We start from the raw sequence: 26,540 nt of genomic DNA, 5'->3' as shown, positions 1-26,540 counted from the left end.
AAGTATTTGTTCAATCAAGTACTAACTCGGAAGCTAGTGGACATAATGCGCACTTTCGATTTAAGCAGGTAATAAAATCTGCGATTGGAGAATGGATAGAACGTCAATCAGTATCTCATGATCCTTACAAGAAAACAAAGTACTTAACATCCTTTCATTTGATAACAGGACAAAAATATAAAATAGAAAAAACAAAATTTTTTTAACAGTGAAGAGTTTTTCACTGATTCTTGCGGGTTAGCATCGCACGTCAATTCTATTGACGCAGTATACTCGGCATTTTTAGAATTCTTTGAGAGGCAAAGCCTGATCTACAATTGGCTTACAAAGTCGGCGGGCCAGTGGGTCCGTACGGATGCAATAGCGAATAAAGAAGTGCATTTTTTGATTGGTAAATTAAAAGGATTTATTGATGAACTATTTGTTTTCGATATATCTCTTCATAAGAATATACCGGTTATATTAGTTCTTGGCGTTGGCGAATATTATAAAACAATAGGTTTGAAGGCTGGTTTTCGATTTGAGGATGCCGTTAAGGGGGCACTTGAAGAGGCAATCCAAACTTTTGGACGCAAGTGGACAAAAGCGAATGTTAATATGTATGCAGAGTACGTTGTAAATGGAAATGATGGCCTTTATAAGAGTCATTATAATCGAATATCTCCTAAAAAGATGAAAGAGGAATACTCTTATTTATGGGGGGGACAGAGCTTTAACATAAAATTAATAGAGCAAACTGGCCAGACAAAAAAGGTTTCCGAGATTATAAAAACCGTTTCAGAAGACTTGTCGCTCTCACCTTACGGAGTATATATCCCTACATTTTATAATGGTTTTTCTTCAAAAATTATTAAGGTTTTCTCTCCAACAGGTTATCCACATATGTATCCAGAAAAATTTACGGAAGAAGAATCAAGGCTAAGATTTAATAAAGATCAATCACAATTTCCAAATCAAAATCGAATGATTCCTTTTCCGTAAAGGAATTGTTTTTTGGGGGGGAATTATGGAAACATTCAGATTCGACAATGGTGTTCGTCTTATTCTAGATAACATGCCCAGCTCAACCAGCGTATCTATAGGTTTTTTTCTGAAAATGGGTTCTAAATATGAGAATAAATCAAATAGCGGTATCTCTCATTTTATTGAGCATTTATTGATAAAACAAGAAAAAAACGGTGCCCCAGTTGTGGAAATGTTAGAAGATAATGGCGTATCCATAAATGCATTTACGACTAAGGAGTATCTATGTGTATACTCTAAATGCTTACCTGAATATTGCATTCGGGTAACAAACATTTTATTGAATAATATTTTACTTAATCCTCAATTTATAGAGGTACATCTTGAAACGGAGAGAAAAGTTATACAAAGTGAAATAGCCAGATATCAAGATAATTTTTATGAAACGGTTCAGTCAAATTTAATAAGAACGATGTTCCATGGGCATCCGCTTTCGATGGATATTTTAGGTTATGAAGACAATATAAAAGAATTTACAACCACTGATTTGGAACAATACTACGATGAACATTTTTCCACCGAAGAAATGGTAATCTCAATCTCAGGAAACGTAAATCGCGATATGCAAGTTGAGAAAATAAAAAATATCATAAGCAACATTAGAAAAAAACAAAAAATAATAAACGTTCGATTCCAGAACTTATTATCACGACAGCCGAGGAAATCATTTACAGGCGGACATATCAAAAACTTTTTTTGCTTCGGTTACCCAACAATTTCTTATTTACATAAGGACATCGTGAAATTATTGACGCTTGTCCAAATACTCGGGATAGGCTCTAGATCCGTCTTAGCAAAAAAATGCGTTGCGAAGAGGGACTAGTATATTCATTACATGCGAACCCTGTTTTATATAAAGAAGGAGGGGTATTGCTGTTTAAACTTTCAAGTCCATCCAAGAATGGCATGGATAGAGTTCTTAGCGTTTTTAAAAGTACGATATACCATGTGGTTCAGAAAGGGATTCCTGACGGTGATTTCTTGAGAGCAATCAATACAATAAAGAGTCATATGGTATTCAGTTCGGAAAATAATCAGTACCGAATGCTAGAATCGGGTAAGCGCTTGCTATTAGGCATAGAAACAGAAAAATACTTTGATGTATTTGATTTTGATAAATCCTTTGCATTATTTGAAGAATTAACGGTCGAAAACCTGAATGCTTTTGCAAGTAACCAACTCCACGACGAGCCTTCTTACTCTATACTCCTATCGAATTGAAGAGAAGGAAGTGAAATCATGTTCAAAAAAATTTATGGATTTACGGTCTTGAATTTAAAAATCCTCTTGTCAGAGAAGGTTGTTTTCCTGTGGGCGGTGGCACTTCCCGTAGTTGTTACGCTTTTTTTCAAAAAAGTACCACGGACAGTCTATCTATTTATGATAGCAAGATTTGGTACATGAAGTGGTTCTGGTGCTATATTGTCATTGCATCGTTTGTAAATGGAATTGGATTACAGCTTGCCCGAATGCGAGAATATGGGCTGTTAAAGACGTACGTCTTAATCTCCGGGAGTAAAACTCCATTTGTTATCGCTACTTTTCTGACTCAGATCATATTTAGTCTGCTCAGTCTATCGCTTTATAATCTAATTGTAGGACTTTATTTTCATGTGTTTTCATTTGATCTCGTTGTCCAATCTATTGTATTAACATGCTTAAGCATCCCTTTCGGGCTTTTTACCCTTTTACTAACCGTACTTCCGCTCAAAATCGGCAATCTTGGTACCGTAATTAACATCATTTTATACCCATTATTTATTTTAGCCTTTAAAGAAGAACATGTATCCTCGATTTGGAACCTATTAAACCCGTTTAGCTTTATATATCAAATGAATAAGGCTATTAGCTTTGGTACGGTTCATTTTTCGCTAATAGCAGTTGGTCTTCTCTATTTACTCGTTGGTGCGCTATCGTTCAAAAAAATGAACCTTATCTCGTATGTACAAAGATAAGGAAGATAGGAGGGATGGTATGAAGGCAGAACATGTTACCTTTACATACAAGAAAGCAAAAAGGGTTTTGTTTGAGGATGTCAGTTTTCGATTGCATCCGGACAAAATTAATGTGTTAGTCGGTCCGAATGGGGCGGGAAAAACAACATTGTTTGATTGTATCTCCGGCATTTTGCGTCCGCAATCAGGAAATATGGATTTTCCCGGGATGGACGATATTTTATACGTTACACAATCAGTTTTTTTCTCTCCGGAATTGAAAGGGAAGGATTTTCTGAAGTTTATAAAGCGGATCGGCAATCAACGGGCAAACTCCAACCCCTTGGATTACCTGAAGTCCGACGATGAAAGGGCAAAGGAATTATTGCTGAAGCTGTGGGATCTGAAAATCGGCAAAATGTCGGTTGGCGAGCGAAAATGGTTGTTTATTATGATGATTACACAAATCGAGCGGGAATTATATTTATTGGATGAACCGACAAGCGGAGTCGATCCGACGTCAAGAAAAAGGATTTTCAATCTAGTTAATCACTTGGTAGCACAGAAAAAGACAGTGGTCATTTCCACGCACCAATTGAACGAACTGTTGCATCTGGATTGCCACATGATCCTTCTTCATAAAGGGAAAATCCGCTATGAAGGGAATATTGACAAATGGTTGGAAATGCATGATACCGACGACCCGGATCAAGCGTTCGATTTAGCAACATCTTTGTAAAGCGTTAAGGTGAGTTTAGAAATTGAGAAAACCAAGAGGATCCTTATGGCAGGGATCCTTTTTTATTGTTGAAAAAAGTTTTATTTTGTAGATTTTCCTAAAATTAAGATCACGTGATAGGAGGAAATTCGTGATAAATTTGCACCAGAAGTAATTATTCTAATGAAGTTATCAAATGATTAGGGAGGGGCGATTATTGTGTCTCTACTCTTATGGGACGAATCCGAATATTTGATATGCAAAATAGAAACCATTCGGCAGCAAATGGTGCAAGCAGCGGAAAAAAAGAGCCTCATTGATGAAACGGTTGTGAAGTTAAGCCAAGAATTGGACATTTACCTTGTGAAGTATCAGAAATCTAAACTTTCAAAAAAGCAAAAAATCTATATAAAGGAATGTTGAGCGGCGCAAAGAATTCGGATATATTCAATTCCACTTACAAGTAGTGTCGACATTTATGGACTGTAATTTTAGTATGTTTGCGCTTATCATATCTCTTAGTATGATTTTTTCTAATTAGAAACGGATTGTGACAAAGGCGAAGCCGTGCTTCGCCCTTTTTTATTGCAAGCAAAGGGAAGGCTCACATGCAGCTACTGATAACGCGATCCGTCCCAGCGGGAAAGGCTGAGCATTTCCTAATCGATAGCTAGCCCGATGCCGGATCAATCTTGAATATCTACGACTCCTTGGTGAAGGTTCCGTAACGGATATCCATCACATCCCATTCGGTCGGTTCAATCGCGTCGTTAGCGTTCATTTTGCTCCAGAGAGGTAAGTATGCATGGGCTAATCTAGCGTACCACCGGGCTAATGCGCCATCGAAGGTATACGGGGGGACACGCGAATGGCCGCGGTGCGCGCAAGCTGCACCATATCGCGATACGAATCGATTCCGCCAAGATGAAGCGGGTCGGGCTGTTGATTGAAGAGGAGCTTGTCTACCTGTCAAATGCCGTGTGAAATAGGGAAGATGAAATATGAATCGGCTGTACGAAATCCCCTGCCTACTGTTGGTGTTAAAGATCCTCTTTCTGCGGTATTTTCAAATTAATGCATGCTATCTTTTCAGATAGGAAGGATAGAGGATAGACTGCAAATCTATCATACTGAACCAATTCTCTATGTAGCCCTTTTCATGTTTTTCATTTGAAATTCCAGTATATAAATATCCAGTTTCTGGGTTATTCGAACTACATTTTCATCAGTGAGGTTTTCATTTTTATTTGCAAGATTAATCAAATCTTGCCTAAGCCTATTAATTTTATTTTGATTGATGCATTCGTTCTCCCGTTCAATATCATTAACTTTTGTATATTGTAATGCACTTTCCAGAAATTCAGATATTCCTCTGTGGAGATCACCAACTGAAATGAAATATTCAGCTCGGTGATAATAATATTCGGCTAACTGAGAAATTACGTTGGGGTTATCTGTGATAATGGTTTGTGGATTAATTTGATATGTAAGCAATTTTTTTGCTTCATCAAATCGGTTGCCCTGCAAATATAATTTCATTAACTGGTTGATTGCTAGAAGTGCATCCTCCTGGCTGCATGTTTTCAGAAAGTGCTTAAGCTGTTCGATAGCTACTTCGGAGTCTCCCTTTCTGGCGTTTAATGATGCTTTTATAAGCAATGAATACGCCTTGATATGCGGGTAGTCGTTTTTTCATATTGTAGTGAGTAATATTCGGACTTGTCGTAATCTTCAAGATAGAAATAAGAATCGCGCAATATGCCAAGTGCGTTGATGTAGTACCAATTGTCTGCATCTGCTTCTTCGAGGACATGAAGGCAGAGATCAATGCTCTCTCTATATAAGAATAAATTAAATGCGTGAACACCAAATTTGTAATACAGAACGATTCTTTCTTCGCAACTTAGAAAGTGTGCATATTCCACGATATATTTGCGGCTAACATACACTGAACGGAGCTGGGAAAAGTCATCCCTTTCGATGAGGTACACCTGAAAAAGTCCTATTGCCAGAAACGGTATAATACCGTGATCACGCGAATAATCAACGATTAATTGATACAAGGCTAAGCGAATTTCCTTGCGTTCTACGGTGGCTGTGAATTCATATAGACGTTCGACTAAGGAGTAACTTTCGTCGTTAGGCGATGCCAAGAATTTGGCACCTACTTTTCGCGTCAGCTCGGCAGAGCCTAAATGCTGAATCACATCCTGCATTACATGCAGGAGGGTATCTGCTCTTTTTTCAATGCCTAACGTCAAAAGGCCGGAATATACGACGCTCCGTCCGCTTGCCGAAGCCCTACACATACCGTTGGATACGGTTATCGAACTGTACTGGTTTCTGTCGAGTGGAGAAGTTTTGATTTGGGATATAAGTAAGTAAGTTGTCGGGCATTTAGATATGATGGATTGTCAAGCTAAATGGGACAGTTCACTCATAAATGATCCATACGCTTTTTTCCATTCTAAACATTTTCTTGGAAGAATATTATTTAAGTCTTTTACCTGGAACAATTCTTTTTCTGAAAGGTAGAAAAATCATGTGCTTTTTGGATCCCCTTCTACAAGCCTTTTGATCCTTCGTTTCGGTAATGATGTACTCAGAGCTATACTATTGAATTCCAAATGCAAGCTCTTTGCCAATGGTTTTATACCCCGTACCTTGTATGAGATACATAGCTACAGCTTTTCGCTTAAACTCATTGGAATATTTCTTCTGTTTTTTTCTATAAAAAATCCCCACCATGTAAACATTAGTGCTCATTTTAAGCACTTGCCTACCTTAAGGGGATAATATCATTTGGTTTGGTGCACTTACTATATTGGTAATGTCTGTTATCATTACTCATTACCTACAAAATGTTATTACTCCAATAATGGAGAAAAGGAGACCAACTTTTAAAGTGAGACACATTCTCGAGGAGTTTCTAGAATTAATTAACGGTAATGAAATACTAACGAATAAATAGACTACCATGGAGCAATTTCATCATTGTTATCAAACAAAGCAGACATCGCAGCTTCCCGAATAACGACAGCATTCAGAAGAGCAATGTATGCTTTTGGCACGAAACGCTTCACTGCAACTCTTCTCTAATTGGTTCGTTTGCAGTACCTCGTTAGTTATTTTTTATATTGGGATGGTCAGCGTAATATTTTGAGTCAAATAACTTTTCATGATTTAGTAAAATGCAATGTTTTTCTAGACGCACATGGTTCAATTATGAAAGAAAACGAGCCTCCGAGCAACTCGGACACCCCCCTCTCAAATTCACCAACAGCGAAAAGTATTCCGCTCGATGGTGATAATATTCAGCTAGTTGTGAAATCATGTTGGGATTGTTGTCAATGATGTGTTGTGGGTTGATGGGGTAGGAAAGTAAATCTTTGGCTTCTTGTAATCGATGCTCCTGCAAATAAATAATCATTAGTTGATTCAAAGCTAACAGAGCTACATTCTGATCACACGTTTCTATCAAAGAGGTAAGTTGGGCTACGGCTACATCTGTCTTCCCCTTTTTGGCATTAAGTAATGCGTTCATCAGCAGCGTATTTTCTTTGATGTAAGAACCATCATACTGTGAATAAAGGTGGGTGTAATATTCGGATTTATCATATTCTCCGATTTGATAATATGCACCCCTCAATATAAAGAGTGCATGAACGTAGAACTCATTGTCAGGTTCTGCTTCCTGAACCACATGAAGGGCAAGCTCGATGCTCTTTGGATACAGATATAAATTATAAGCATGAATCCCCAGCTTGTAGTAGAACAAGATGCGATCTTCTGCACTCAAAAAATGCGCGTACATCTCGATATGTTTATAAGAGTCGTATACATCTCGAAGCCGAGCAAAATCGTCCCGTTCTATTAAGTATACCTGTAATAGTCCTCTTGCCAGAAACGGCATAATACCGTGGTCACGCGAGTAGTCAACAATCAATTGATACAAGGCCAAGCGAATTTCCTTGCGTTCTACGGTGGATGTGAAGCTATATAGACGCTCGACTAAGGAGTGACTTTCGTCGTTAGGCGATTCCAGGAATTTGGCACCTACCTTTTGCGTCAGCTCGGCGGAGCCTAAATGCTGAATCACATCCTGCATTACATGCAGGAGGGTATCTGCTCTTTTGTCAATGCCTATGTACAGTTCGATAACTGTATCCAACGGTATGTGTAAGGCTTCGGCAAGCGGACGGAGCGTCGTATACTCCGGCCTTTTGACATTTTCGTTTTCGATTTTGGATATTGTGCCTATATGGATGCCCGAAGATTCCGCTAATTGCGTTAAAGTCATTCCGCTATTGCGCCTATAACGATGTATTAATTCTCCGATGGACAAGATCTGTGCCATCTTGAATACACCTTCTCTCATTTTCAATCACATTTACCTATAATTTTACCATGGTTTTTGTCGAATGAGGATATTTGGATCGGGGGATTTTGGGTGAGTTGTCGGACATTTAGATAAAAATAGATTGTAAATCCAAGTGTGACAGTTCACACATAAATGATCCCCTCCAAGTAAACATTGGTACTCATTTTAAGCACTAGTTTACCTTAAGGGGATGATATCATTTGGTGCTCTTACCATGGGTAGTTGTCCGTTATCATTACTTACTACCTACAGAAATGTTGTTACTCCAATAATAGAGAAAAGGAGACCAACTTTTAAAGTGAGACACCTTCTCGAGGAGTTTCTAGAAATAACTAACGGAAATGAAATACTATTACAAATGGGCTACTATGGAGCAATTCAGTCATTATTACCAAACAAAGCAGACATCGCAGCTTCCCCAATAACGACAGCGCTCAGTATAGCAATATATGTTTTTGTCACGAAACGCTTCACTGTATCTCTTCTCTAATTAGTTCGTTGCAGTGCAGGACCTCGTCAGTTATTTTTTATTGGGATGGTTAGCGTATTATTTTAGTCAAATAACTTTTCATGATATAGTAAAAATGCAATGTTTTTCTAGATGCACAAGGAAATTATGAAAGAAAACGCGTCTCCGAGCAACTTGGGCACGCCCCCGTTAAATTTACCAACAGCGAGAAGTATTCCGCTCGATGATGATAATATTCGGCTAGTTGTGAAATTGTATTGGGATTGTTGTCAATGATGTGTTGTGGGTCGATAGGGTAGGATAGTAAATCTTTGGCTTCTTGTAATCGATGCTCCTTCAAATAAATAATCATTAATTGATTCAAAGCTAACAGAGCTGTGTTTTGATCACCCGTTTCTAACAAAGAAGTGAGCTGGGCTATCGCCAAATCTGTATTTCCTCTCTTGGCATGAAGCTGTGCTTTGATTAGTAATGTATTTTCTTTGATGTACGGTCCATCATACTGTGAGTAGAGGTTAGTGTAATATTCAGAATTGACGTAATCCCCGATTTGAAAGTAAGCCCCCCGCAATATACCAAGAGCATGAACGTAGTATTGATTGTCAGGTTCTGCTTCCTGAATCACATGATGGGCAAGTTCGATGCTCTGTGGATACAGATATAAATTATAAGCATGAATCCCCATCTTATAGTAGAACATGATTCGATCTTCTGAACTCAAAAAATGCGTGTACATCTCGATATGTTTGTAACAGTCGTATACATCTCGAAGCCGAGCAAAATCATCCCGTTCTATTAAGTATACCTGCAACAGTCCTCTTGCCAGAAACGGCATCATACCGTGGTCACGTGAGTAGTCAACGATCAATTGATACAAGGCCAAGCGAATTTCCTTACGTTCTACGGTGGCTGTGAAACCATATAAACGTTCGACTAAGGAGTAACTTTCGTCGTTAGGCGATTCCAAGAATTTGGCACCTACTTTTTGCGTCAGCTCGGCTGAGCCTAAATGCTGAATCACATCCTGCATTACATACAGGAGGGTATCTGCTCTTTTGTCAATGCCTATGTACAGTTCGATAACCGTATCCAACGGTATTTGTAAGGCTCCGGCAAGCGGACGGAGCGTCGTATACTCCGGCCTTTTGACGTATTCGTTTTCGATTTTGGATATTGTGCCTATATGGATACCCGAAGATTCTGCTAATTGCGCTATAGTCATTCCGCTATTGCGCCTATAACGGTGTATTAATTCTCCGATGGACAATATCTGTGCCATCCTGTTAGCACCTTCTCTCATTTTCAATCATGTGCCTGTATTTTACTACGAGTTTTGCCAAGTGGGAATGATTGGAATGTGATATCATAGGTAAGTTGTAGGGCATTTAGATATACGGATTATAAAGCCAAGTGTGACAGTTCACTCATAAATGATTCGTACGCAGTAAACACATTTTATTGGAAATGTGTCTTTCGTTTTCTCCCATAAAAAACCTTCAAGTAAACATTTGCTCATTTTAAGCACTTGTTTACCTTAAGGGGATGATAACATTTGTTGCTTTTACCAAGGGGAGTGTCCGTTATCATTACTCACTAACCTACAAAAATTATGTTACCCCAATAATTGGAAAAAGGAGACCAACTTTTAAAGTGAGACACATTCTCGAGAAGTTTCTAGAATTAATTAACGGTAATGAAATACTTACGAATAAATAGGCTACCATGAACCAATTCTATCATTGTTACCAAACAAAGCAGACATCGCAGCTTCCCGAATAACTACATCATTCAGAAGAGCAATGTATGCTTTTGGCATGAAACGCTTTACTTCTAATTCGTTCGTTTACAGTACTTCGTCATTACTTTTATATTGGGATAGCCAGCGTATTATTTTGAGGCAATACTTTTCATGATTTAGTAGAATGCAATGTTTTTCTTGAAGCATAAGGTTCACTTATGAAACGTAAAACGCGCCTCCAAGCAACTCGGACACTCCCCCCTCAAATTTACCAGCAATGAGAAGTATTCCGCACGATGGTGATAATATTCAGCTAGTTGTGAAATTGTGTTGGGATTGTTGTAAATGATGTGTTGCGGGTCGATGGGATAGGAAAGTAAATCTTTGGCTTCTTGTAATCGATGCTCTTGCAAATAAATAATCATTAATTGATTCAAAGCAGAAAGAGCTGTATTCTGATCACACGTTTCTAACAAAGAGGTAAGCTGGGCTACCGCTACATCTGTTTTCCCCTTCTTGGCATTTAGTAGTGCGTTCATCAGCAGCGTATTTTCTTTGATGTAAGGGCCGTCATACTGTGAATAAAGGTGAGTGTAATATTCGGACTTGTCATAATTCCCAATATGGAAATATGCCTCCCGCAATATAAAGAGTGCGTGAACGTAGTACTCATTGTCAGGCTTAGCTTCCTGAATCACATGATGGGCAAGCTCGATGCTCTGTGGATACAGATATAAATTAAAAGCATGAATCCCCAGCTTATAGTAGAACATGATGCGATCTTCTGCACTCAAAAAATGCGCGTACATCTCGATATGTTTGTAAGATTCATATACATCTCGAAGCCGAGCAAAATTGTCCCGTTCTATTAAGTATACTTGCAACAATCCTTTTGCCAGAAACGGCATAATACCGTGGTCACGTGAGTAGTCAACAATCAATTGATACAAGGCCAAGCGAATTTCCTTGTGTTCTACGGTGGATGTGAATTCATATAGACGTTCGACTAAGGAGTAACTTTCGTCGCTGGGCGATTCCAAGAATTTGGCACCTACTTTTCGCGTCAGCTCGGCGGAGCCTAAATGCTGAATCACATCCTGCATTACATGCAGGAGGGTATCTGCTCTTTTGTCAATGCCTATGTACAGTTCGATAACTGTATCCAACGGTATTTGTAAGGCTCCGGCAAGCGGACGGAGCGTCGTATACTCCGGCCTTTTGACGTATTCGTTTTCAATTTTGGATATTGTGCCTATATGGATGCCCGAAGATTCCGCTAATTGCGTTAAAGTCATTCCACTATTACGTCTATAACGATGTATTAACTCACCGATGGACAATATCTGTGCCATCTTGAATACACCTTCTCTCATTTTCAATCGAAATTCCCTATATTTTACCATGGTTTTTGTCGAATGGGAATGTTTGGGTTGCAAAATCATAGGTAAGTTGCGGACGTTTGGAAATGGAAAATGCTTTTCGGGAAATTATTTGGGGGAAGTTCACATATCAGGGAGGTAGTATTAAGATAAAGAGAAATAATCAACTCCATGTACTTAAAAAAGACATCGCGAAACGATGTCTCAACAATTTGAGCTGTGGAAGTACTTCCACAGCTCTTACCTTGAAAAAGATAATTAATATAACCAAATCTTGAGAGACTTGAGGCCAACAAGGTTCAAATCCTTATTATTTACGGGGAATAGTGAAATACTTATTTCCATACACTGTTTCGATTGTTTCACCTTGAGCTATCAATCTACCATCATTATCATATGCACCAAACCAAAATCTGTATTGATTACCCCGTGTCAGGTTAGTTGCATCATAATAAGTTTTATATTGGTGATCGACAACAATTCGTTGGTTGGAATTCAAATCCCTGATGGCAACCCGATAATAAGAAGCACCGGCTACTGGTCCCCAAAGAATTCTGGTGCTTACATAACTTGAGGCTTGACTCACTGCTTTTGCCTCAACAGTAGAGGCTTGAAGCGGCTCCGCAAGAACTGCACCAGAACCAGCAGAGAACAATGTAGTTGCTGCAAGGATTGAAACAGAAAGCCCTTTCAACATAGTATTACCTCCCAACAAAATGATATGTTTAATTAACCATTTTTAGTAGAATAACTCTGCGTATGGATGATGAACTATCCTTATATTACCTATAATAATATATTATGTCAACATTGTTTGGGAATATATAATCATTATTCAAAGTAATTATTGTTGTTATTTTCCTATTAATAAAAGTGTGTTTTAAAAGCGGATACTACAGGTATCAATGGAATTTAAAAAAGATGACCCCTGTTGAATACAGAGATCATCTTATTTAATCTGCCTAGACTTTTTTTAAATGTCCTTTACATGGGGGACAGTTTACTTGGGAAACGGTTCGTTGCGACACAATCATTGTTTTTTATAAAAGTAAGTCCATTCCTAAATCCCGTTTATTCCGGTGCGTTTGGACCCACATCAGATGCTTTAAGCGGTTTGCGACTACTAGCCGCATCCGAAAATTCATCCGCTCCTACATCGGTTTTCGAGCGTGGTTGACCATCCATATCATCTGCCACTTTTACTCGCTTTTCAAGCTGCTTGTCACTGACTGCTTTATTTATCGCAGGGCTCTTGGCAGATAGTTTATGCAAGCCTTCCGAAATGATAAAATCTGGGTCTTTGGCTAATATTTCAGAAGGGCCGCGTGACGCATTGTTCAATGTGCTTCCATAGCCGATATTACCCTTATAGACAGTGTCGGTGCTGATAGGCTCGTGATATAAGATGCCCGTCTTGTTCGCGACGATATTGTTGGCTACCCAGCTTCCAGTCGGGGCGTATTTTTTAGTCGTATTCGTTGAACCGACCGTAATCCCGGCTTTACTATTAACAATGGTGTTATTTACGACTGTTGCACGATACACTCGCCATTGGGAACTCAAATCTTCATCTGTAGGATTCTTTGGTTTCCCATCTGTTCCACCGTCATACTTGCCGCTGTCCAGAAATATCGCATCACCTGTTATGCCTTCCATATAATTGTTATAAATTTCATGATCATTTCCATATACCCGAATGCCCAGTACCTTCTCCTTCACGCCATCTCCAAAGAAGAAGTTGCCGTAAAATTTGTTATTGTGGCCATGTCTGGATGTCAATCCGCCACGGTTATTTATGAAAGTGTTATATCTGACCTCATTTCCGCCTGATTTTACCGACACCACCTCTAGATCGCCGTCACAATTTTCGAATAGATTGTATTGGACTTTGTTTTCACCCTTGGATAAGGAAATCTTCGATATTCCAAGACGAATCGTTTCATTGCCGTTTGCTTCAGAATACGTAACGTTACGGAAATGGTTGTATTCAATCACGTCACGCTGAGAGATTTGTTTATTAGTTCCCTTAATAAATCCACTAAAAGCAATTACTGGTCCAGGATCGCTTTTTCCGTTAAAATCGTTGCGATCAATCTGGTTGTCAGAGCTATTCTCACCTTTGATCTCCAGCCAGATCGTCTTGTTTCCAGTTGCAGGAACGGTAAACGTATTGCGTGTCAGTCGAATATGGTTCGAGCCATCAAGCTGAACCGCTACACTGCGGTCGGCAGTTCCGGTGTTCGTAATTTTCAGACCTTCAACGACAATATACGATGAACGGACAATGTGTAACACGTCAGCACCCGCAATAATCGCTCGCCCACGGTTTGCGGCTTTAATCGTAATCGGACTATTACTCGTCCCATGTTTACCACTGATTTGCAGCGCTTTGCTTCCTGTGTATGTACCATTTGCCAATACGATGGTTGTCCCTGGAGTGGCCTGGGCAATTGCTTTCTCTAGCTGTGAAGAGTTCGACACTTTTACTACCCTCGATGCTAGACTCGATAATACCTCCGATTCAGGCGCAACGTTATAAACGGCGTCTGTTACTGTGGGCGGGTCACCGGCTGCCTGATTTTCCGCCAACGAATAACTTGTTACGGGAAGCAAGGTTACTGACAACAAGGTCATAAGTAATAATTGTCTAACTTTACTAGGTTTCACCAATACCATCACCTCTGTATAAAATTGTAATCCAGCATTCTAAATATAACCTATTTTTGGTATAAAAGGATCTTGAAATTTGGCGAAAAATTAAAAGTTACGGATATTGGATCAACTGGTAACGGACGGTTTGCGTATACAATTATACAAAAACAACCACTACAGGTATCAATGGAATTTAAAAAGATGACCCCTGTTGAATACAGAGATCATCTTCTTCCATCTGCCTAGACTTTTTTGAAAATGTCTTTTACATGAGGGACAGTTTATCTTTTGAGGAGTCTTTGTTATGCAAGGCTGTGTCTGTTCACCTTTCTGGACTGTCTTACAATTGCGTAGCCGATGTATTAAGAAGTCAACTTTTTAATGCCATTATGCTCATGATAGCATGACTTTACTAACAGGACCTTGCTTGAACGGCAGCAAGGTCCTTTGGAACACGCTGCCTAAAGACAGCGATCTAAATATCATCCTCATTCATGTCTACCCGCGAACCCCAATAAAATAGGACAATCACGAAAGCAATGACAATAATGAACGGGGCATAAAAGATTAAAAATTGATTCATCTGTTCGGTGCTCCTTTTTATTCAACATGGCACTGCACGACATACATACCTGCCGCTTCATCCGTTACATAGCTTCGTATGAATTACATATTCGCTTCTTCATCCTCTTAGATGTGCTTCTTGCCGGAACGTCCGCCTTTCCCATTTTTGATCCCTTTCACATAGTTCGCATCGAACAGGAACAAACGCAGGAGCAGGAACAGAGATGGCAGCAGAATGAGCAGCCCAAGGATGAATACAACGATTAGCGCGTAAGCCATAGCCTGATTCGTGACGTGCTCGTACACATTGATATACGGGTAGAGCACATAAGGCAAATGCGCCGAACCATAGCCGAACCATGCGAATCCGAACTGGAAGATGACGCACAGAAAGGCAAGGCCGTAATGTCGTCTTCTCCATACGTAATAGACGGCGATGACGAAGAACAGGAAGGACACGACGAACATCCATGCACGATCGATCATATTGTTGAAGTGTTCCGCGTTATGCCCCTGAATGGCGTAAAATACGAACAAACTGGCTAATATGGTGGGAGCGGACCACAGTAAGGCATATTTGCGTACAATGTTGAGCGCTGCTTCATCCTCGGCCTTGGAAGCATAGTAGGTCAGGAACATGGCGGAAATATACAGTACGCTGACAAGAGCAAGCACGATAACCGAATATGGATAGATGTTCGTAAATAGGCTCAGGAACTGGAAGGAGATGCTGCCGTCCGCCTCCTCCGTAATGTACCCGCCTTCCGATATCGCGAGCACAGTGGACAACGCTGCGGGAATGAGCCATCCGCTTACGCCGTACAGGAACACATAGATGCGATTGCTCTTCATCCCGTATGTGCTAAAGGCATAGTAGGAGCCGCGCAATGCAAGCAGGATAAGCGCCAGACTGCCTGGTACGAGCAATGCTGTTCCGTAATAATAAGCCGTATCCGGGAAGAACCCGACCAACCCGATGTAGAAGAAGACTAAGAATACATTTGTCACTTCCCATACAGGAGACAAATAGCGCTCGATCACATTATGAATGATATGGCGCTTGCCGGTCACGGTGCTGACATAGCTGAAGAAGCCTGCTCCGAAGTCGATGGAGGCGACAAGCAAATAGCCGAACAGGAATATCCATAGAACGGTAATGCCGACTAATTCGTAACTCATTTCTTCCCTCCTCCTTCCCAGCCAAGTGCTTTAATTTCGTCCTCTGCAGGATTGCTCTTGAACATGCGGATGATCACACGAATCGCAGTAATGGTAATCAAGAGGTACAGCAGGGTGAACAGCCACAGCATCGTATCCACGTGCGTCGAGGTCGTCGCGCCTTCGGCTACGGTCATCACCTTCCATAGAATCCATGGCTGGCGGCCAATCTCTGCGAACATCCATCCGAACTCAATCGCCAATACCGCAAGCGGAGCTCCGAGCACTACTGCTCTTAACAACAACCGATTATGCGGTTTTTTCAGGCTTTGCCTGCGATTGCGCATGAACCAGATGACATACCATAGGGACACGACTGTCAAATACATGCCGATGAATACCATGGAATCGAAGAAATAATGGGACGCCTTCAGCGGGGGCCTTTCCTCGACGGGAACATCATTTAGGCCTTTTACGACGGTATCGGGCGTGCCGCCCGCCAAAATACTCAGTGCATAAGGGATGCGGAATCCGTATTTCACCTCATTCTTTTCCGTAAGGATGCCGCCGAAGACGAGCTCGGCATGGGGCTTCGTCTCAAAATGCCATTCCGCAGCCGCGAGCTTCTCGGGCTGGTACTCATGCAAATACTTGCCGGAAAAGTCGCCAATTACGGCTGAAGCGACAGAGAATAGGAGCGCGGTTACCATCGACATGCGAAGCGCTTTTTTGTAATACGCATGAGTACGGCCGCGAAGCAGAGACAGCGCAGAAATCGCCGCCGTAATAAAGGCGCAGGTTACATAGGCCGTAGCCAGAACATGTCCAACTTTAGTAGGCATTGCCGGATTGAACATCGCTACGATGGGTTCGATATTTGTCATTTTGCCGTTGACCAGATCGAATCCGCGCGGCGCGTTCATAAAGCCATTTACCGAGGTAATGAAGAAGGCGGAAGCGGAAGACCCTATGGCTACCGGGATAAGCAGCAGAAAGTGATAGATGCGATTTTTGAAGCGATCCCAGGTATACAGATAGATGCCGAGAAATATCGCTTCCACAAAAAAGGCGAATGTCTCCATAAATAAGGGGAGCGCGATAGCCTGTCCTGCAACTCTCATAAAGTTCGGCCATAGTAAACTCAACTGCAGACCGATACAAGTGCCGGTTACAACCCCTACAGCTACGGTAACGGTGAAGCCGCGAGCCCAGCGCCGTGCCATGAGCAGATAGTAAGAATCGTTGCGCTTAATCCCGATCCATTCCGCAAGCGCGATCATAAGCGGCATTCCAACGCCAATTGTGGCATAAACGATATGTACGAACAGTGTTAGCCCGGTAAGGATTCGGCTGTAGACAACTGGATCATAGGTGAGCATGTAAGGTCAACACTCCTTCTAAATTAAAATTCCTGACGTTCAGAATAGCCGCCGCAGAAAGGACAGCAGCATAATAGTGCCGACAACAAAGCATGTAATGATTAGTATTTTTCTTGTTTTCTTATTTTTGCAACATGATTCTTGTCAGATTCCATTATTGCTCCCCTTCCTTATATACATAGAGGTCGCCCTCGAAGTATGTGATCCGCAATCCATACTCCTAGTGAAATGATGCCCGTTTTTTCGATGTCTATGATGAAATCGTGAAAGTTAGTCTTATCTTCTTTTTTCGTTGTGACTCTATTCACAAAAAATGAAAAGAGATCTCGGCTGCTCCCTTTACAAAATCTTAAAACACGCAATATGGCAGCATTAACATTCCCATGCTACATTGGGACTAAAGACCGATTACAGGACTAGAGTAGGAGTGGAGCTTATGACGATGCTGCTGACGAAGATGGAAGGAAGACGCGAGGAAGCGAAGAAGCAATCCGTGAAGCGAGAATATGAGGATTTGATTCAATTCGCACCCATCATTCATGCGAGTACAACCATTGAAGAAGCAGATCATCGATTTCGAGAGGATGGTTCGCTGCGTTGCTTAGTCATAGGGAATGAACATGCTGAACCGCTTGGCATTGTCATGCGAGAGCGATTTCATGAACAGATGAGCAAACGTTTCTCACCGGCTCTATATTATGAAAAGCCGATTGTGCGCTTAATGGACAAGCATGCGCTCATCGTAGAGTGCGGTATCGATACAGAGGAATTGTTGGATTTATCAGCGTCGCGCGCGGAGGAACGAATGTACGACAGCATTGTGGTCACCCGTGCAGGCAAATATGCCGGAATTCTCACATCGAAGCAGTTGTCTTCGTTATCGAATCAAATACGGATGGAAGCGAAGCAGAAGGAGTCGGAAGTCATTAGCTCCACCCTAGGGGCGCTGAGCAGTATCTTAACGGAAACTGAGCATGTCCGCGAAGCCTCGGCAGATGGCAAATCTCATGCAGATCGGATGATCGACGAGACATTGATGGGGAAAACCGTGCTTGATCAAGTCTCCGCTTCATTTCAGCAGGTATCGATTCGAGTGGAAAGTCAGGCGAGACAAACGAAGGAACTGAAAGATCATACCGCAGCGGTGGCGGATGCCGTCAGCGTGATTCGTTCGTGGTCTGATTCATGCCATATGTTGGCGCTGAACGCATCCATTGAAGCGGCGCGGGCGGGGGAGCATGGCCGAGGATTTGAAGTGGTTGCTTCAGAGGTGCGCAAGCTGGCTGTCTTGACGAAGGCCGCTACGGAACAAATTGATGAGACGCTCCATCAGATGATGCAAGCATTAACGGCTACAATAACAACCGGCGATCAAGCCCATTCCGAAGTGAACACAACGCTTGAAGGACTGAATTCTGCCTTGTTCAAATTCGAGCAGTTGTTCCGCGCGATTGCGGAAAATCGCAATCGCTTGGATCAAGTCGATGCATATGCGGCGCGTATGGCTGTGACAGCGAACGAGGCGAATCGACAATTACAGTCAATGTCTGCGCAGCATTAATGATTTTTACATTCCGTTAACAAATAAACCAAACAGTCTTAACAAACAGGCATTAACATACTAGATGTGAGACAAACAACAATGCATACAACAACAAACGGGAAACGATCAAAAGGAGTGGATTGACTTGAAAAGATGGGGAAAACAAATCATGATGCTTACGCTCGTAGCAGCGTTGACGGTAGTATTGGCAGCTTGTGGCGGCAAGAAGGATGATGCTTCTGCGAACAACAACGCGGCGACGACGGAAACGAATAATGCAGCGAAGGAAACAACCAGCCCTGAGAAGCTGACAGGCACGATTGATATAGACGGATCAAGCACCGTATATCCGATTACGGAAGCAATCGCCGAGGAGTTCGGCAAAGAGAACAGCGAGGTTCGCGTGTCGGTAGGTACGGCTGGCACAGGCGGCGGCTTCAAGCGCTTCATTAACAGCGAAACTGCAATCAGCAACGCTTCCCGACCTATCAAAGATAAAGAAGCGGCTGCAGCAAAAGAAAAAGGAATCGACTACTTGGAATTGTCCGTTGCCTATGACGGCCTGTCCATCGTTGTCAACAAGGACAACACTTGGGTTGACCACATTACGACAGATGAATTGAAAAAAATCTATGAGCCTAACTCCAAAGTAAAAACATGGGCTGATGTTCGTGCAGGATGGCCGGCGGAAGACATTAAAATATACTCGCCAGACACGAACCATGGCACATTTGACTACTTTACAGAAGAAATCAACGGCAAGGCGCAAGAGAGCCGCAATGACAAGCAAATCACATTCAGTGCGGATACGAACGCAATCGTGCAAGGAGTATCCGGCGACAAGAACGCACTTGGCTACTTCGGCTTCTCTTACTTCGAAGAGAACCAAGACAAGCTGAAGCTTGTTCCCGTTGACAGCGGCAAAGGCGCAATCGCTCCTTCTGAAGAGGCAATTAAAGATGGAAGCTATTCTCCATTGTCCCGTCCGCTCTTCGTCTATGTGAACAAGAAGAAGCTGGAACAGCCTGAAGTGAAGGCATTCGTAGAGTACTACCTCAAAAATGTAGGCAGCATCGCGAAGGAAGTAGGCTATGTAGCTCTGCCGCAAGAAAAATACGATGAGCAATTGAATCTGTTGAAGTAAGAACAAGGAAAGGCTTCGAAATCAGCATCATACAACCTGCAGTATAATGTGATGTCTCGTCAAAAACAGATGGTGGAGACATCACATTTTCACGAAGTCAATGTTAACGAATTGTAAAAGAACGCAAAGAGGGGTTAAGGCTATGCAGGGTAATCTCCCGCAGCGAGAGACGACGATATCATTCAGTAACGGCAAAGTGCATCTATCAGATAAGCTTGTTCCTATTCTTTTATTTCTATGTGCTGCTTTGTCCGTAGTGACAACCATCGGGATTGTTTACACGCTCTTTTCTGAAACGTTCTCTTTCTTGAAGCAAGTCAAGATTACAGAATTTTTATTCGGTACAAAATGGAGCCCGTTAATAGCGCCGAAATCATTCGGCATCCTGCCCCTGTTGGGCGGTACGTTAATGATTACGGTCATTGCTTGTCTAGTTGCGATACCGATTGGACTTGCAAGTGCAATCTATTTGAGCGAATATGCACCCGGTCGTGTTCGCAAAATGGTGAAGCCGATTCTTGAGGTGTTGGCTGGTATCCCAACGATTGTTTACGGTTATTTTGCTCTAACGTTTGTTACGCCATTGTTAAAGTTTATTTTCCCTTCAACAGGGATGTTCAACGCGTTAAGTGCAGGCCTTGTCGTCGGAATTATGATTATTCCGATGGTTTCCTCTTTATCAGAGGATGCGATGTCGGCTGTGCCTCGCAGTTTGCGGAATGGTGCATATGCGCTTGGAGCAACCAGATTCGAGGTGGCATTGAAAATTGTCGTTCCGGCCGCCTTCTCCGGTATTGTATCATCGGCCGTGCTCGCTTTCTCGCGTGCCATTGGCGAGACGATGATTGTAACGATTGCAGCGGGTGCTACGCCTCATTTGACCTGGAATCCGCTGGAGAGCATCCAGACGATGACCGCTTATATTGTACAGGTTAGTATGGGGGATACACCGCATGGCTCTATCGAGTATGGAACAATATTTGCTGTCGGAATGACACTGTTCGTCATTACGTTCCTGCTCAATATTTTGGCGCTGTGGGTGGCACGACGCTTCAGGGAGGAGTACTAAGCTAATGAGTATGTTTCAAGATGCGAATCGCAAACAGATTGGTACCCGCCGGAAGGTAGACCTTGTGCTGCATATCTTATTCCTGGTGGCAACTTCGATCGGTATTATTGCGCTAATGGCTTTGCTGATTCAAATTATGATGGACGGATTGTCTCGTTTGAATCTTGACTTATTTACGAATTATCCTTCGCGAATGGCTGCGAAGGCAGGTATGAAATCGGCTATCGTCGGCTCCATATACATGGTGCTTATCATGGCTCCTATCTCGTTCGTTCTCGGCGTAGGAGCGGCGATCTATCTTGAGGAATACGCGAAGAAGAATAGGCTGACACGGTTGATTCAACTGAATATTAGTACATTGGCCGGAGTTCCATCCATCGTGTACGGGATACTAGGCTTGACGCTCTTCGTACGCGGATTGGCCTTGGAACGCAGTCTGCTCTCCGGTGCGCTTACGATGACGCTGCTCGTGCTGCCGATTATTATCGTGTCTGCGCAGGAAGCGATTCGAGCCGTGCCAAGAGCGCGGCGCGATGCTTCCTTCGCCCTTGGCGCTACGAAGTGGCAAACGGTATCGCGTTCGGTGCTTCCGTCCTCGATATCAAGTATTTTGACAGGTGTTATCTTGGCATTGTCCCGGGCAATTGGGGAGACCGCCCCGCTCGTCATGATTGGGGCATTAACATTTGTGGCGTTCCTGCCTGAGAGCATTATGGATCAGTTCACCGTGATGCCAATTCAGATCTTTAACTGGGTATCCAGACCGCAGCTTGCATTCCATGAACTCGCTGCCGCAGGCATTATCGTGCTGCTGGGGCTGCTTATCATTATGAATATTTCAGCAGTAATTCTACGCAATAAATATCAGAAACATATTTAAGGAGACGATAGCATGAGCACAGCGACTGCCTTACAGACGTTAATCGACATTAAAAATTTGAACTTATACTATGGCACGTATCATGCGCTGAAAAATGTCACTATGACGATTCCGGAGAAGGCAGTCACAGCGTTCATCGGACCATCCGGCTGCGGGAAATCTACATTGCTTCGTACATTGAATCGGATGAACGACATGATCACGGGGACGCGAATTGAAGGGACAGTTGCGATTGGCGGTACAGATATCTACAGCAATGAAGTCGATGTAGAGACACTTCGCAAAAAGGTAGGAATGGTATTCCAGCAGCCGAACCCTTTTCCAAAATCGATTTATGACAATATCGCTTACGGCCCGCGACTTCATGGGATACGCAGTAAAGCAAAACTCGATGAGATTGTCGAGCAAAGCTTGAAGCAAGCGGTACTGTGGGATGAAGTGAAGGACTACTTGAAGCGCTCTGCCTTCGGCTTGTCCGGCGGTCAGCAGCAGCGTCTCTGTATTGCGCGCGCATTGGCAGTCAACCCGGATATTTTGCTGATGGACGAAGCGACCTCGGCCTTGGATCCGATTTCTACGCTGAAGATTGAGGAGCTTGTTCAAGAATTGAAGCATAAGTACACGATTGTTATGGTTACACACAATATGCATCAAGCTGCCCGTGTATCGGATCAGACGGTGTTCTTCCTGAACGGGGAAGTAGTCGAATTCGACAATACGGAAACGCTGTTCTCCAATCCATCCGATAAGCGGACAGAGGACTATATTACTGGTCGCTTCGGCTAATGCCATGATGGACTCCTCCGGTGTCTGGCTTCGCCATAGGGCATGTTATCTGGCGCCCAGCATAATCACGGTGTGGAGCACAGGATCGCTCAATTACAGCAAGATGCTGCAAAAGAACGGAAATTCATAAGTAGGATAAGGAGTGTAGCTGCAAATGATCAAACGGAGAGAGTTCGACTTGGCCTTGGAAGAACTAAGCAAATTGCTTGAAGAGATGGGGGCGCGAGTAGAACGTGCACTGTCCGAATCCATCGAATCATTGAAGAATACGGATGTCGAGCGCGCCAAGCGGATTATTTCCGAAGATGCAGAGCTTAATCGAATTGAAGAAAAGATCATCGACCTGGGATCGAAGCTGATTCTGACCCAGCAGCCTGTTGCCAAAGACTTGCGCCGTATTCTTGTAGCCTTCCGGATTTCCAATGATTTAGAACGGATGGGGGATTTGTCGATTGACGTAGCGAAGGTTGTGCTGCGCATGGAAGGGCAGACGCTCATAAAGCCGTTAATTGACCTGCCGCGAATGGCGGAAACGGTGCAGATTATGATTAAGGAATCCATTCAAGCCTATATTAAGGAAGATGTGAATCTTGCTTATAAAATGGCGAAGGACGATGATTTGGTCGATCAGCTATACAGCCAAATCTTCCGTGAGCTGTTGACGTACGTCGTGGAAAACCCACAGAATGCATCTCAAGCCATGCTGCTTACCTTTGTAGGACGCTATATTGAACGAATTGCCGATCACGCGACGAATATCGGCGAGGCGGTCGTCTATCTCGTGACGAACCAGCGTCCCGACTTGAATAATTAATCATACGGAATTATTGATGAATATGTGATTTTCATTCTTCATCTTTTCGCCGACCGCGACATACCCGGTCGGTTATTTTTTCCCATAAGATCATCATTTTCTTTTCTGGTACTGGCTATGCTATCATGAAGGTAGAGAATGGATTGAGGTGCATGAAACTATGGATAAATGGATCATTATTGACGGCAACAATATAATTTACCGCGCTTTTTTGCAATGCCTCCTTTGACGAATGCTCAAGGATTACATACAAATGCTGTGTACGGATTTACGACTATGCTGCTTCGTGTCCTCGAAGAGGAGAAACCGACCCATCTGCTCGTTGCATTTGATGCCGGCAAGGAGACATTCCGTCATGGTGATTACAAGGATTATAAGGGAGGACGGGAGAAGACGCCTTCTGAATTGTCAGAGCAGTTCCCGATTTTGAAGCAACTGCTTGATGCGCTTGGCGTTCCGCACTTCGAGATGAGCGGATATGAAGCGGATGATATTATCGGTACTTTGACCCGTGAGGCAAATGAACAAGGAATCGAAATGGCGGTTGTGAGCGGGGATAAGGATATGCTGCAGCTAGTTTCCGACCAAGTCACGATTTTGCTTACTCGCAAGGGTGTAACCGAGATTGAGAAGTACACGCCTGCGGCGCTGCAGGAGAAGTACGGAATTGAACCGCTGCAAATCATAGATATGAAGGGTTTAATGGGCGATTCCTCGGATAATATTCCGGGCGTTCCTGGAATTGGAGAGAAGACGGCACTGAAGCTTCTGCATCAATTCGGCAGCGTTGAGAATGTACTGGAGAATGTAAACGAGCTGAAAGGCAAGATGAAGGAGAACCTCATCAATCACGCTGAAGACGCACGCATGAGCAAGAAGCTCGCAACGATCTTCCGTGAGGTTCCGCTGGAGAAGGGCCGCGAGGAGATGGCGTACCATGGCATTAAGGCGGACACTGCCATTCCTATGCTGCAGAAGCTTGAGTTCAAGTCGATCATTGAACGCATGGAGAAAATAGGGCTGATCGAGGGAGGCACTCCTGTATCAGCTGAACCAGCCGATGATGAACTGTCTGAAGAAAAGCTGGATGTACAGCTTGTGGACGGGGATTACAGCGGCATGAAGCAAATGATCGCTTCTGCAGATACGATCATTGTGGAAGCTCATGGAGACAATCCTCATCAGGCCGAGCTAATCGGCGTGCTTATCGCAGAAGAGGAATCCAACTGGTTCTTGACGAAGGAGCAGCTATTGTCTGACGAGGCGCAGTTCGTACGGGAATGGATTGCGGATCAAGGCAAGCCGAAGAACGGCTATGACATGCATTATGCGGAACTGGTTCTTCATTGGGCGGGAGTTCCTTATGACGGCTCTGCATTCGATGCGCAGCTTGCGTCTTATGTGCTCAACCCGGATGATGCGACGCTAACGCTCCAAGCAACTGCAGAGAAGTATGGCTTGGCAGCGACCCCGACAGATGATGACGTGTATGGAAAAGGGGCCAAGTTCAAGGTTCCGGCACTGGAGACCGTAGCGCTGCATGCTGCGCGCAAGGGGAAACTCGTTCGCCAGTTGAAGCCAGTTATGGAGAAGATGCTCGAAGAGCAGGAGATGAACCGGCTGTACTTTGAGCTGGAGCTTCCCTTATCGCGAGTGCTCGCACAGATGGAGAAAACGGGCATTCAAGTCGATACGGATGCGCTGAACAGCTTGGGTGCTCAGTTCACCGAACAGATCGAAACGACAATGAAGCGTATTTATGAGTTGGCGGGTACAGCGTTTAACGTTGGTTCACCGAAGCAACTCGGTGAGATTTTATTTGACAAGCTCGGATTGCCTGTGATTAAGAAGACGAAGACGGGATACTCCACCGATGCGGAAGTATTGGAGAAGCTGGAGCCTTACCATGAAATTATCCCGCTCATTTTGCATTACCGGCAAATGACGAAGCTGCAATCGACTTATATTGAAGGATTGCTGAAGGAAGTTCGCAAGGAGACGGGCAATGTGCATACGTACTTCCGTCAGACGATTACTGCAACAGGACGGTTGAGCAGCCAATATCCGAACTTGCAGAACATACCGGTTCGGCTGGAAGAAGGGCGCAAGATACGCCAAGCGTTCGTTCCTTCGGAGAAGGGATGGCATATTGTTGCTGCCGACTACTCTCAAATTGAGCTGCGTGTATTGGCTCATATTTCGGGAGATGCGAAGCTGAAGGAAGCGTTCGTCCACGATATGGACATTCATACGAAGACGGCGATGGATGTATTCGGGGTCTCCTCTGAACAGGTCGATGCCAATATGCGCCGTTCGGCAAAGGCGGTTAACTTCGGTATCGTATACGGTATCAGTGATTACGGACTGTCTCAGAACTTGAATATTACGCGAAAGGAAGCAGGCCAATTTATTGAACAATATTTTGCCGTATTCCAAGGCGTAAAGCAGTATATGGAAGACATCGTGAAGCTTGCCCGCCAAGACGGCTATGTGAAGACGATGCTCGAACGGAGACGCTACTTGAAGGATATTCATGCATCCAACTTCAACCTGCGCTCATTTGCGGAGCGGACAGCAATGAACACACCGATCCAAGGTACAGCAGCGGATATTATTAAGCTGGCGATGGTGCAAATGGATATACGTATGCGTGAAGCGGGATTGAAGAGCCGCATGCTGCTTCAAGTACACGATGAATTGGTATTTGAGGTTCCAGATGAGGAAATGGAGACGATGTTGAAGCTCGTTCCCGAGGTGATGGAATCTGCTATATCACTTGATGTGCCATTGCGGGCGGATGTGAACAGCGGCGAGAATTGGTATGAGGCGAAGTAGGAATAGATCTTTAGGCATAGTTAAAGAGAATGACAAGATCCGCTAAGCCTACATATTCATGGCTTTTTCGGTAT

Annotated in this window: 21 protein-coding genes and 2 pseudogenes; 13 read left to right on the top strand and 10 right to left on the bottom strand. The window is 43.2% G+C overall.

Going from position 1 to position 26,540, the window contains the following annotated elements:
- Positions 1 to 228 precede the first annotated feature (228 nt).
- From PAV_RS27890 to PAV_RS34995, 6 genes and pseudogenes are all read left to right on the top strand, one after another.
- Positions 229 to 981 (top strand): annotated as a pseudogene (locus tag PAV_RS27890) (YcaO-like family protein); the annotation flags it as partial.
- A 25-nt stretch (positions 982 to 1,006) separates the two neighbouring features.
- Positions 1,007 to 1,846, top strand: a complete 840-nt coding sequence (locus PAV_RS27885; protein ID WP_005551631.1) for a M16 family metallopeptidase — start codon at positions 1,007 to 1,009, stop codon at positions 1,844 to 1,846.
- A 47-nt stretch (positions 1,847 to 1,893) separates the two neighbouring features.
- Positions 1,894 to 2,244, top strand: a complete 351-nt coding sequence (locus PAV_RS27880) for a peptidase M16 family protein (protein ID WP_005551629.1) — start codon at positions 1,894 to 1,896, stop codon at positions 2,242 to 2,244.
- Between the two features lie 753 nt (positions 2,245 to 2,997).
- On the top strand, positions 2,998 to 3,696 hold the full coding sequence (locus tag PAV_RS27870; RefSeq protein WP_005551625.1) for an ATP-binding cassette domain-containing protein: 699 nt from the start codon (positions 2,998 to 3,000) through the stop codon (positions 3,694 to 3,696).
- A gap of 198 nt (positions 3,697 to 3,894) precedes the next feature.
- On the top strand, positions 3,895 to 4,098 hold the full coding sequence (locus PAV_RS27865) for an aspartyl-phosphate phosphatase Spo0E family protein (RefSeq protein ID WP_005551623.1): 204 nt from the start codon (positions 3,895 to 3,897) through the stop codon (positions 4,096 to 4,098).
- A 411-nt stretch (positions 4,099 to 4,509) separates the two neighbouring features.
- Positions 4,510 to 4,659 carry a hypothetical protein gene (locus PAV_RS34995; protein ID WP_157267330.1) on the top strand — a complete coding sequence of 50 codons (150 nt, stop codon included), beginning with the start codon at positions 4,510 to 4,512 and terminating at the stop codon, positions 4,657 to 4,659.
- A 159-nt stretch (positions 4,660 to 4,818) separates the two neighbouring features.
- Here PAV_RS34995 and PAV_RS32835 read toward each other — a convergent pair whose 3' ends face one another.
- The 10 genes from PAV_RS32835 to PAV_RS27820 all read right to left on the bottom strand — a co-directional run bounded on the left by PAV_RS32835 (position 4,819) and on the right by PAV_RS27820 (position 17,395).
- Positions 4,819 to 5,334, bottom strand: a complete 516-nt coding sequence (locus PAV_RS32835) for an aspartyl-phosphate phosphatase Spo0E family protein (protein WP_005551621.1) — start codon at positions 5,332 to 5,334, stop codon at positions 4,819 to 4,821.
- Positions 5,325 to 5,828 (bottom strand): hypothetical protein, encoded by a 504-nt coding sequence (locus PAV_RS32830; RefSeq protein ID WP_157267328.1) that lies wholly within the window; start codon positions 5,826 to 5,828, stop codon positions 5,325 to 5,327. Before PAV_RS32830 ends, PAV_RS32835 begins: the two co-directional genes overlap by 10 nt.
- Positions 5,829 to 6,898: 1,070 nt before the next feature.
- Positions 6,899 to 8,032: a helix-turn-helix domain-containing protein gene (locus PAV_RS27855; protein ID WP_005551617.1), complete on the bottom strand. Its 1,134-nt coding sequence runs from the start codon at positions 8,030 to 8,032 to the stop codon at positions 6,899 to 6,901.
- A gap of 638 nt (positions 8,033 to 8,670) precedes the next feature.
- Positions 8,671 to 9,804: a helix-turn-helix domain-containing protein gene (locus tag PAV_RS27845; RefSeq protein WP_005551613.1), complete on the bottom strand. Its 1,134-nt coding sequence runs from the start codon at positions 9,802 to 9,804 to the stop codon at positions 8,671 to 8,673.
- Positions 9,805 to 10,475: 671 nt separating this feature from the next.
- On the bottom strand, positions 10,476 to 11,615 hold the full coding sequence (locus PAV_RS27840) for a helix-turn-helix transcriptional regulator (RefSeq protein WP_005551611.1): 1,140 nt from the start codon (positions 11,613 to 11,615) through the stop codon (positions 10,476 to 10,478).
- A 337-nt stretch (positions 11,616 to 11,952) separates the two neighbouring features.
- The gene (locus PAV_RS27835) at positions 11,953 to 12,339 is read right to left on the bottom strand and encodes a hypothetical protein (RefSeq protein WP_005551609.1); all 387 of its coding nucleotides are present in this window, start codon (positions 12,337 to 12,339) and stop codon (positions 11,953 to 11,955) included.
- A 374-nt stretch (positions 12,340 to 12,713) separates the two neighbouring features.
- Entirely contained in the window at positions 12,714 to 14,318 is a 1,605-nt protein-coding gene (locus PAV_RS27830; protein WP_157267326.1) for a polysaccharide lyase 6 family protein, read from the bottom strand.
- A 451-nt stretch (positions 14,319 to 14,769) separates the two neighbouring features.
- Complete coding sequence (cydS, locus tag PAV_RS37780) at positions 14,770 to 14,877, bottom strand: cytochrome bd oxidase small subunit CydS family protein (protein ID WP_005551605.1); 108 nt, start codon at positions 14,875 to 14,877, stop codon at positions 14,770 to 14,772.
- Positions 14,878 to 14,984: 107 nt separating this feature from the next.
- The gene (locus PAV_RS27825) at positions 14,985 to 16,037 is read right to left on the bottom strand and encodes a cytochrome d ubiquinol oxidase subunit II (RefSeq protein WP_005551603.1); all 1,053 of its coding nucleotides are present in this window, start codon (positions 16,035 to 16,037) and stop codon (positions 14,985 to 14,987) included.
- Positions 16,034 to 17,395, bottom strand: coding sequence for a cytochrome ubiquinol oxidase subunit I (locus tag PAV_RS27820; RefSeq protein WP_005551601.1), 1,362 nt, complete (start codon positions 17,393 to 17,395; stop codon positions 16,034 to 16,036). The genes PAV_RS27825 and PAV_RS27820 overlap by 4 nt, the downstream gene beginning before the upstream one ends.
- Positions 17,396 to 17,831: 436 nt before the next feature.
- On the opposite strand from PAV_RS27820, the gene PAV_RS27815 reads away from it, so the two are divergent.
- The 7 genes and pseudogenes from PAV_RS27815 to polA all read left to right on the top strand — a co-directional run bounded on the left by PAV_RS27815 (position 17,832) and on the right by polA (position 26,466).
- Entirely contained in the window at positions 17,832 to 18,956 is a 1,125-nt protein-coding gene (locus PAV_RS27815; RefSeq protein WP_005551599.1) for a methyl-accepting chemotaxis protein, read from the top strand.
- 127 nt (positions 18,957 to 19,083) lie between these two features.
- Positions 19,084 to 20,082, top strand: a complete 999-nt coding sequence (locus PAV_RS27810) for a PstS family phosphate ABC transporter substrate-binding protein (RefSeq protein ID WP_005551597.1) — start codon at positions 19,084 to 19,086, stop codon at positions 20,080 to 20,082.
- Between the two features lie 142 nt (positions 20,083 to 20,224).
- Complete coding sequence (pstC, locus tag PAV_RS27805) at positions 20,225 to 21,151, top strand: phosphate ABC transporter permease subunit PstC (protein WP_005551596.1); 927 nt, start codon at positions 20,225 to 20,227, stop codon at positions 21,149 to 21,151.
- Positions 21,152 to 21,155: 4 nt separating this feature from the next.
- Complete coding sequence (gene pstA, locus PAV_RS27800) at positions 21,156 to 22,031, top strand: phosphate ABC transporter permease PstA (protein ID WP_005551595.1); 876 nt, start codon at positions 21,156 to 21,158, stop codon at positions 22,029 to 22,031.
- 12 nt (positions 22,032 to 22,043) lie between these two features.
- Positions 22,044 to 22,817: a phosphate ABC transporter ATP-binding protein PstB gene (gene pstB, locus PAV_RS27795; protein WP_005551594.1), complete on the top strand. Its 774-nt coding sequence runs from the start codon at positions 22,044 to 22,046 to the stop codon at positions 22,815 to 22,817.
- Positions 22,818 to 22,971: 154 nt separating this feature from the next.
- Positions 22,972 to 23,631, top strand: a complete 660-nt coding sequence (gene phoU, locus PAV_RS27790) for a phosphate signaling complex protein PhoU (protein ID WP_005551593.1) — start codon at positions 22,972 to 22,974, stop codon at positions 23,629 to 23,631.
- A gap of 160 nt (positions 23,632 to 23,791) precedes the next feature.
- Positions 23,792 to 26,466, top strand: a pseudogene (gene polA / locus PAV_RS27785) (DNA polymerase I).
- Positions 26,467 to 26,540 lie beyond the last annotated feature (74 nt).

It is taken from the genome of Paenibacillus alvei DSM 29 (assembly GCF_000293805.1).
GTDB classification, from domain to species: domain Bacteria; phylum Bacillota; class Bacilli; order Paenibacillales; family Paenibacillaceae; genus Paenibacillus_B; species Paenibacillus_B alvei.
This window is presented reverse-complemented; position numbering and strand designations above follow the sequence as displayed.

What these genes read in the sequence shown, in the direction of transcription:
- PAV_RS27820 (WP_005551601.1), bottom strand. Translation starts at nt 17,395, where the DNA reads ATGCTCACCTATGATCCAGTTGTCTACAGCCGAATCCTTACCGGGCTA.
- PAV_RS27840 (WP_005551611.1), bottom strand. Translation starts at nt 11,615, where the DNA reads ATGGCACAGATATTGTCCATCGGTGAGTTAATACATCGTTATAGACGT.
- pstC (WP_005551596.1), top strand. Translation starts at nt 20,225, where the DNA reads ATGCAGGGTAATCTCCCGCAGCGAGAGACGACGATATCATTCAGTAAC.
- PAV_RS27835 (WP_005551609.1), bottom strand. Translation starts at nt 12,339, where the DNA reads ATGTTGAAAGGGCTTTCTGTTTCAATCCTTGCAGCAACTACATTGTTC.
- PAV_RS27855 (WP_005551617.1), bottom strand. Translation starts at nt 8,032, where the DNA reads ATGGCACAGATCTTGTCCATCGGAGAATTAATACATCGTTATAGGCGC.
- PAV_RS27845 (WP_005551613.1), bottom strand. Translation starts at nt 9,804, where the DNA reads ATGGCACAGATATTGTCCATCGGAGAATTAATACACCGTTATAGGCGC.
- pstA (WP_005551595.1), top strand. Translation starts at nt 21,156, where the DNA reads ATGAGTATGTTTCAAGATGCGAATCGCAAACAGATTGGTACCCGCCGG.
- pstB (WP_005551594.1), top strand. Translation starts at nt 22,044, where the DNA reads ATGAGCACAGCGACTGCCTTACAGACGTTAATCGACATTAAAAATTTG.
- cydS (WP_005551605.1), bottom strand. Translation starts at nt 14,877, where the DNA reads ATGAATCAATTTTTAATCTTTTATGCCCCGTTCATTATTGTCATTGCT.
- PAV_RS34995 (WP_157267330.1), top strand. Translation starts at nt 4,510, where the DNA reads ATGCGCCATCGAAGGTATACGGGGGGACACGCGAATGGCCGCGGTGCG.
- PAV_RS27825 (WP_005551603.1), bottom strand. Translation starts at nt 16,037, where the DNA reads ATGAGTTACGAATTAGTCGGCATTACCGTTCTATGGATATTCCTGTTC.
- phoU (WP_005551593.1), top strand. Translation starts at nt 22,972, where the DNA reads ATGATCAAACGGAGAGAGTTCGACTTGGCCTTGGAAGAACTAAGCAAA.
- PAV_RS27815 (WP_005551599.1), top strand. Translation starts at nt 17,832, where the DNA reads ATGACGATGCTGCTGACGAAGATGGAAGGAAGACGCGAGGAAGCGAAG.
- PAV_RS27830 (WP_157267326.1), bottom strand. Translation starts at nt 14,318, where the DNA reads ATGGTATTGGTGAAACCTAGTAAAGTTAGACAATTATTACTTATGACC.
- PAV_RS27870 (WP_005551625.1), top strand. Translation starts at nt 2,998, where the DNA reads ATGAAGGCAGAACATGTTACCTTTACATACAAGAAAGCAAAAAGGGTT.
- PAV_RS27885 (WP_005551631.1), top strand. Translation starts at nt 1,007, where the DNA reads ATGGAAACATTCAGATTCGACAATGGTGTTCGTCTTATTCTAGATAAC.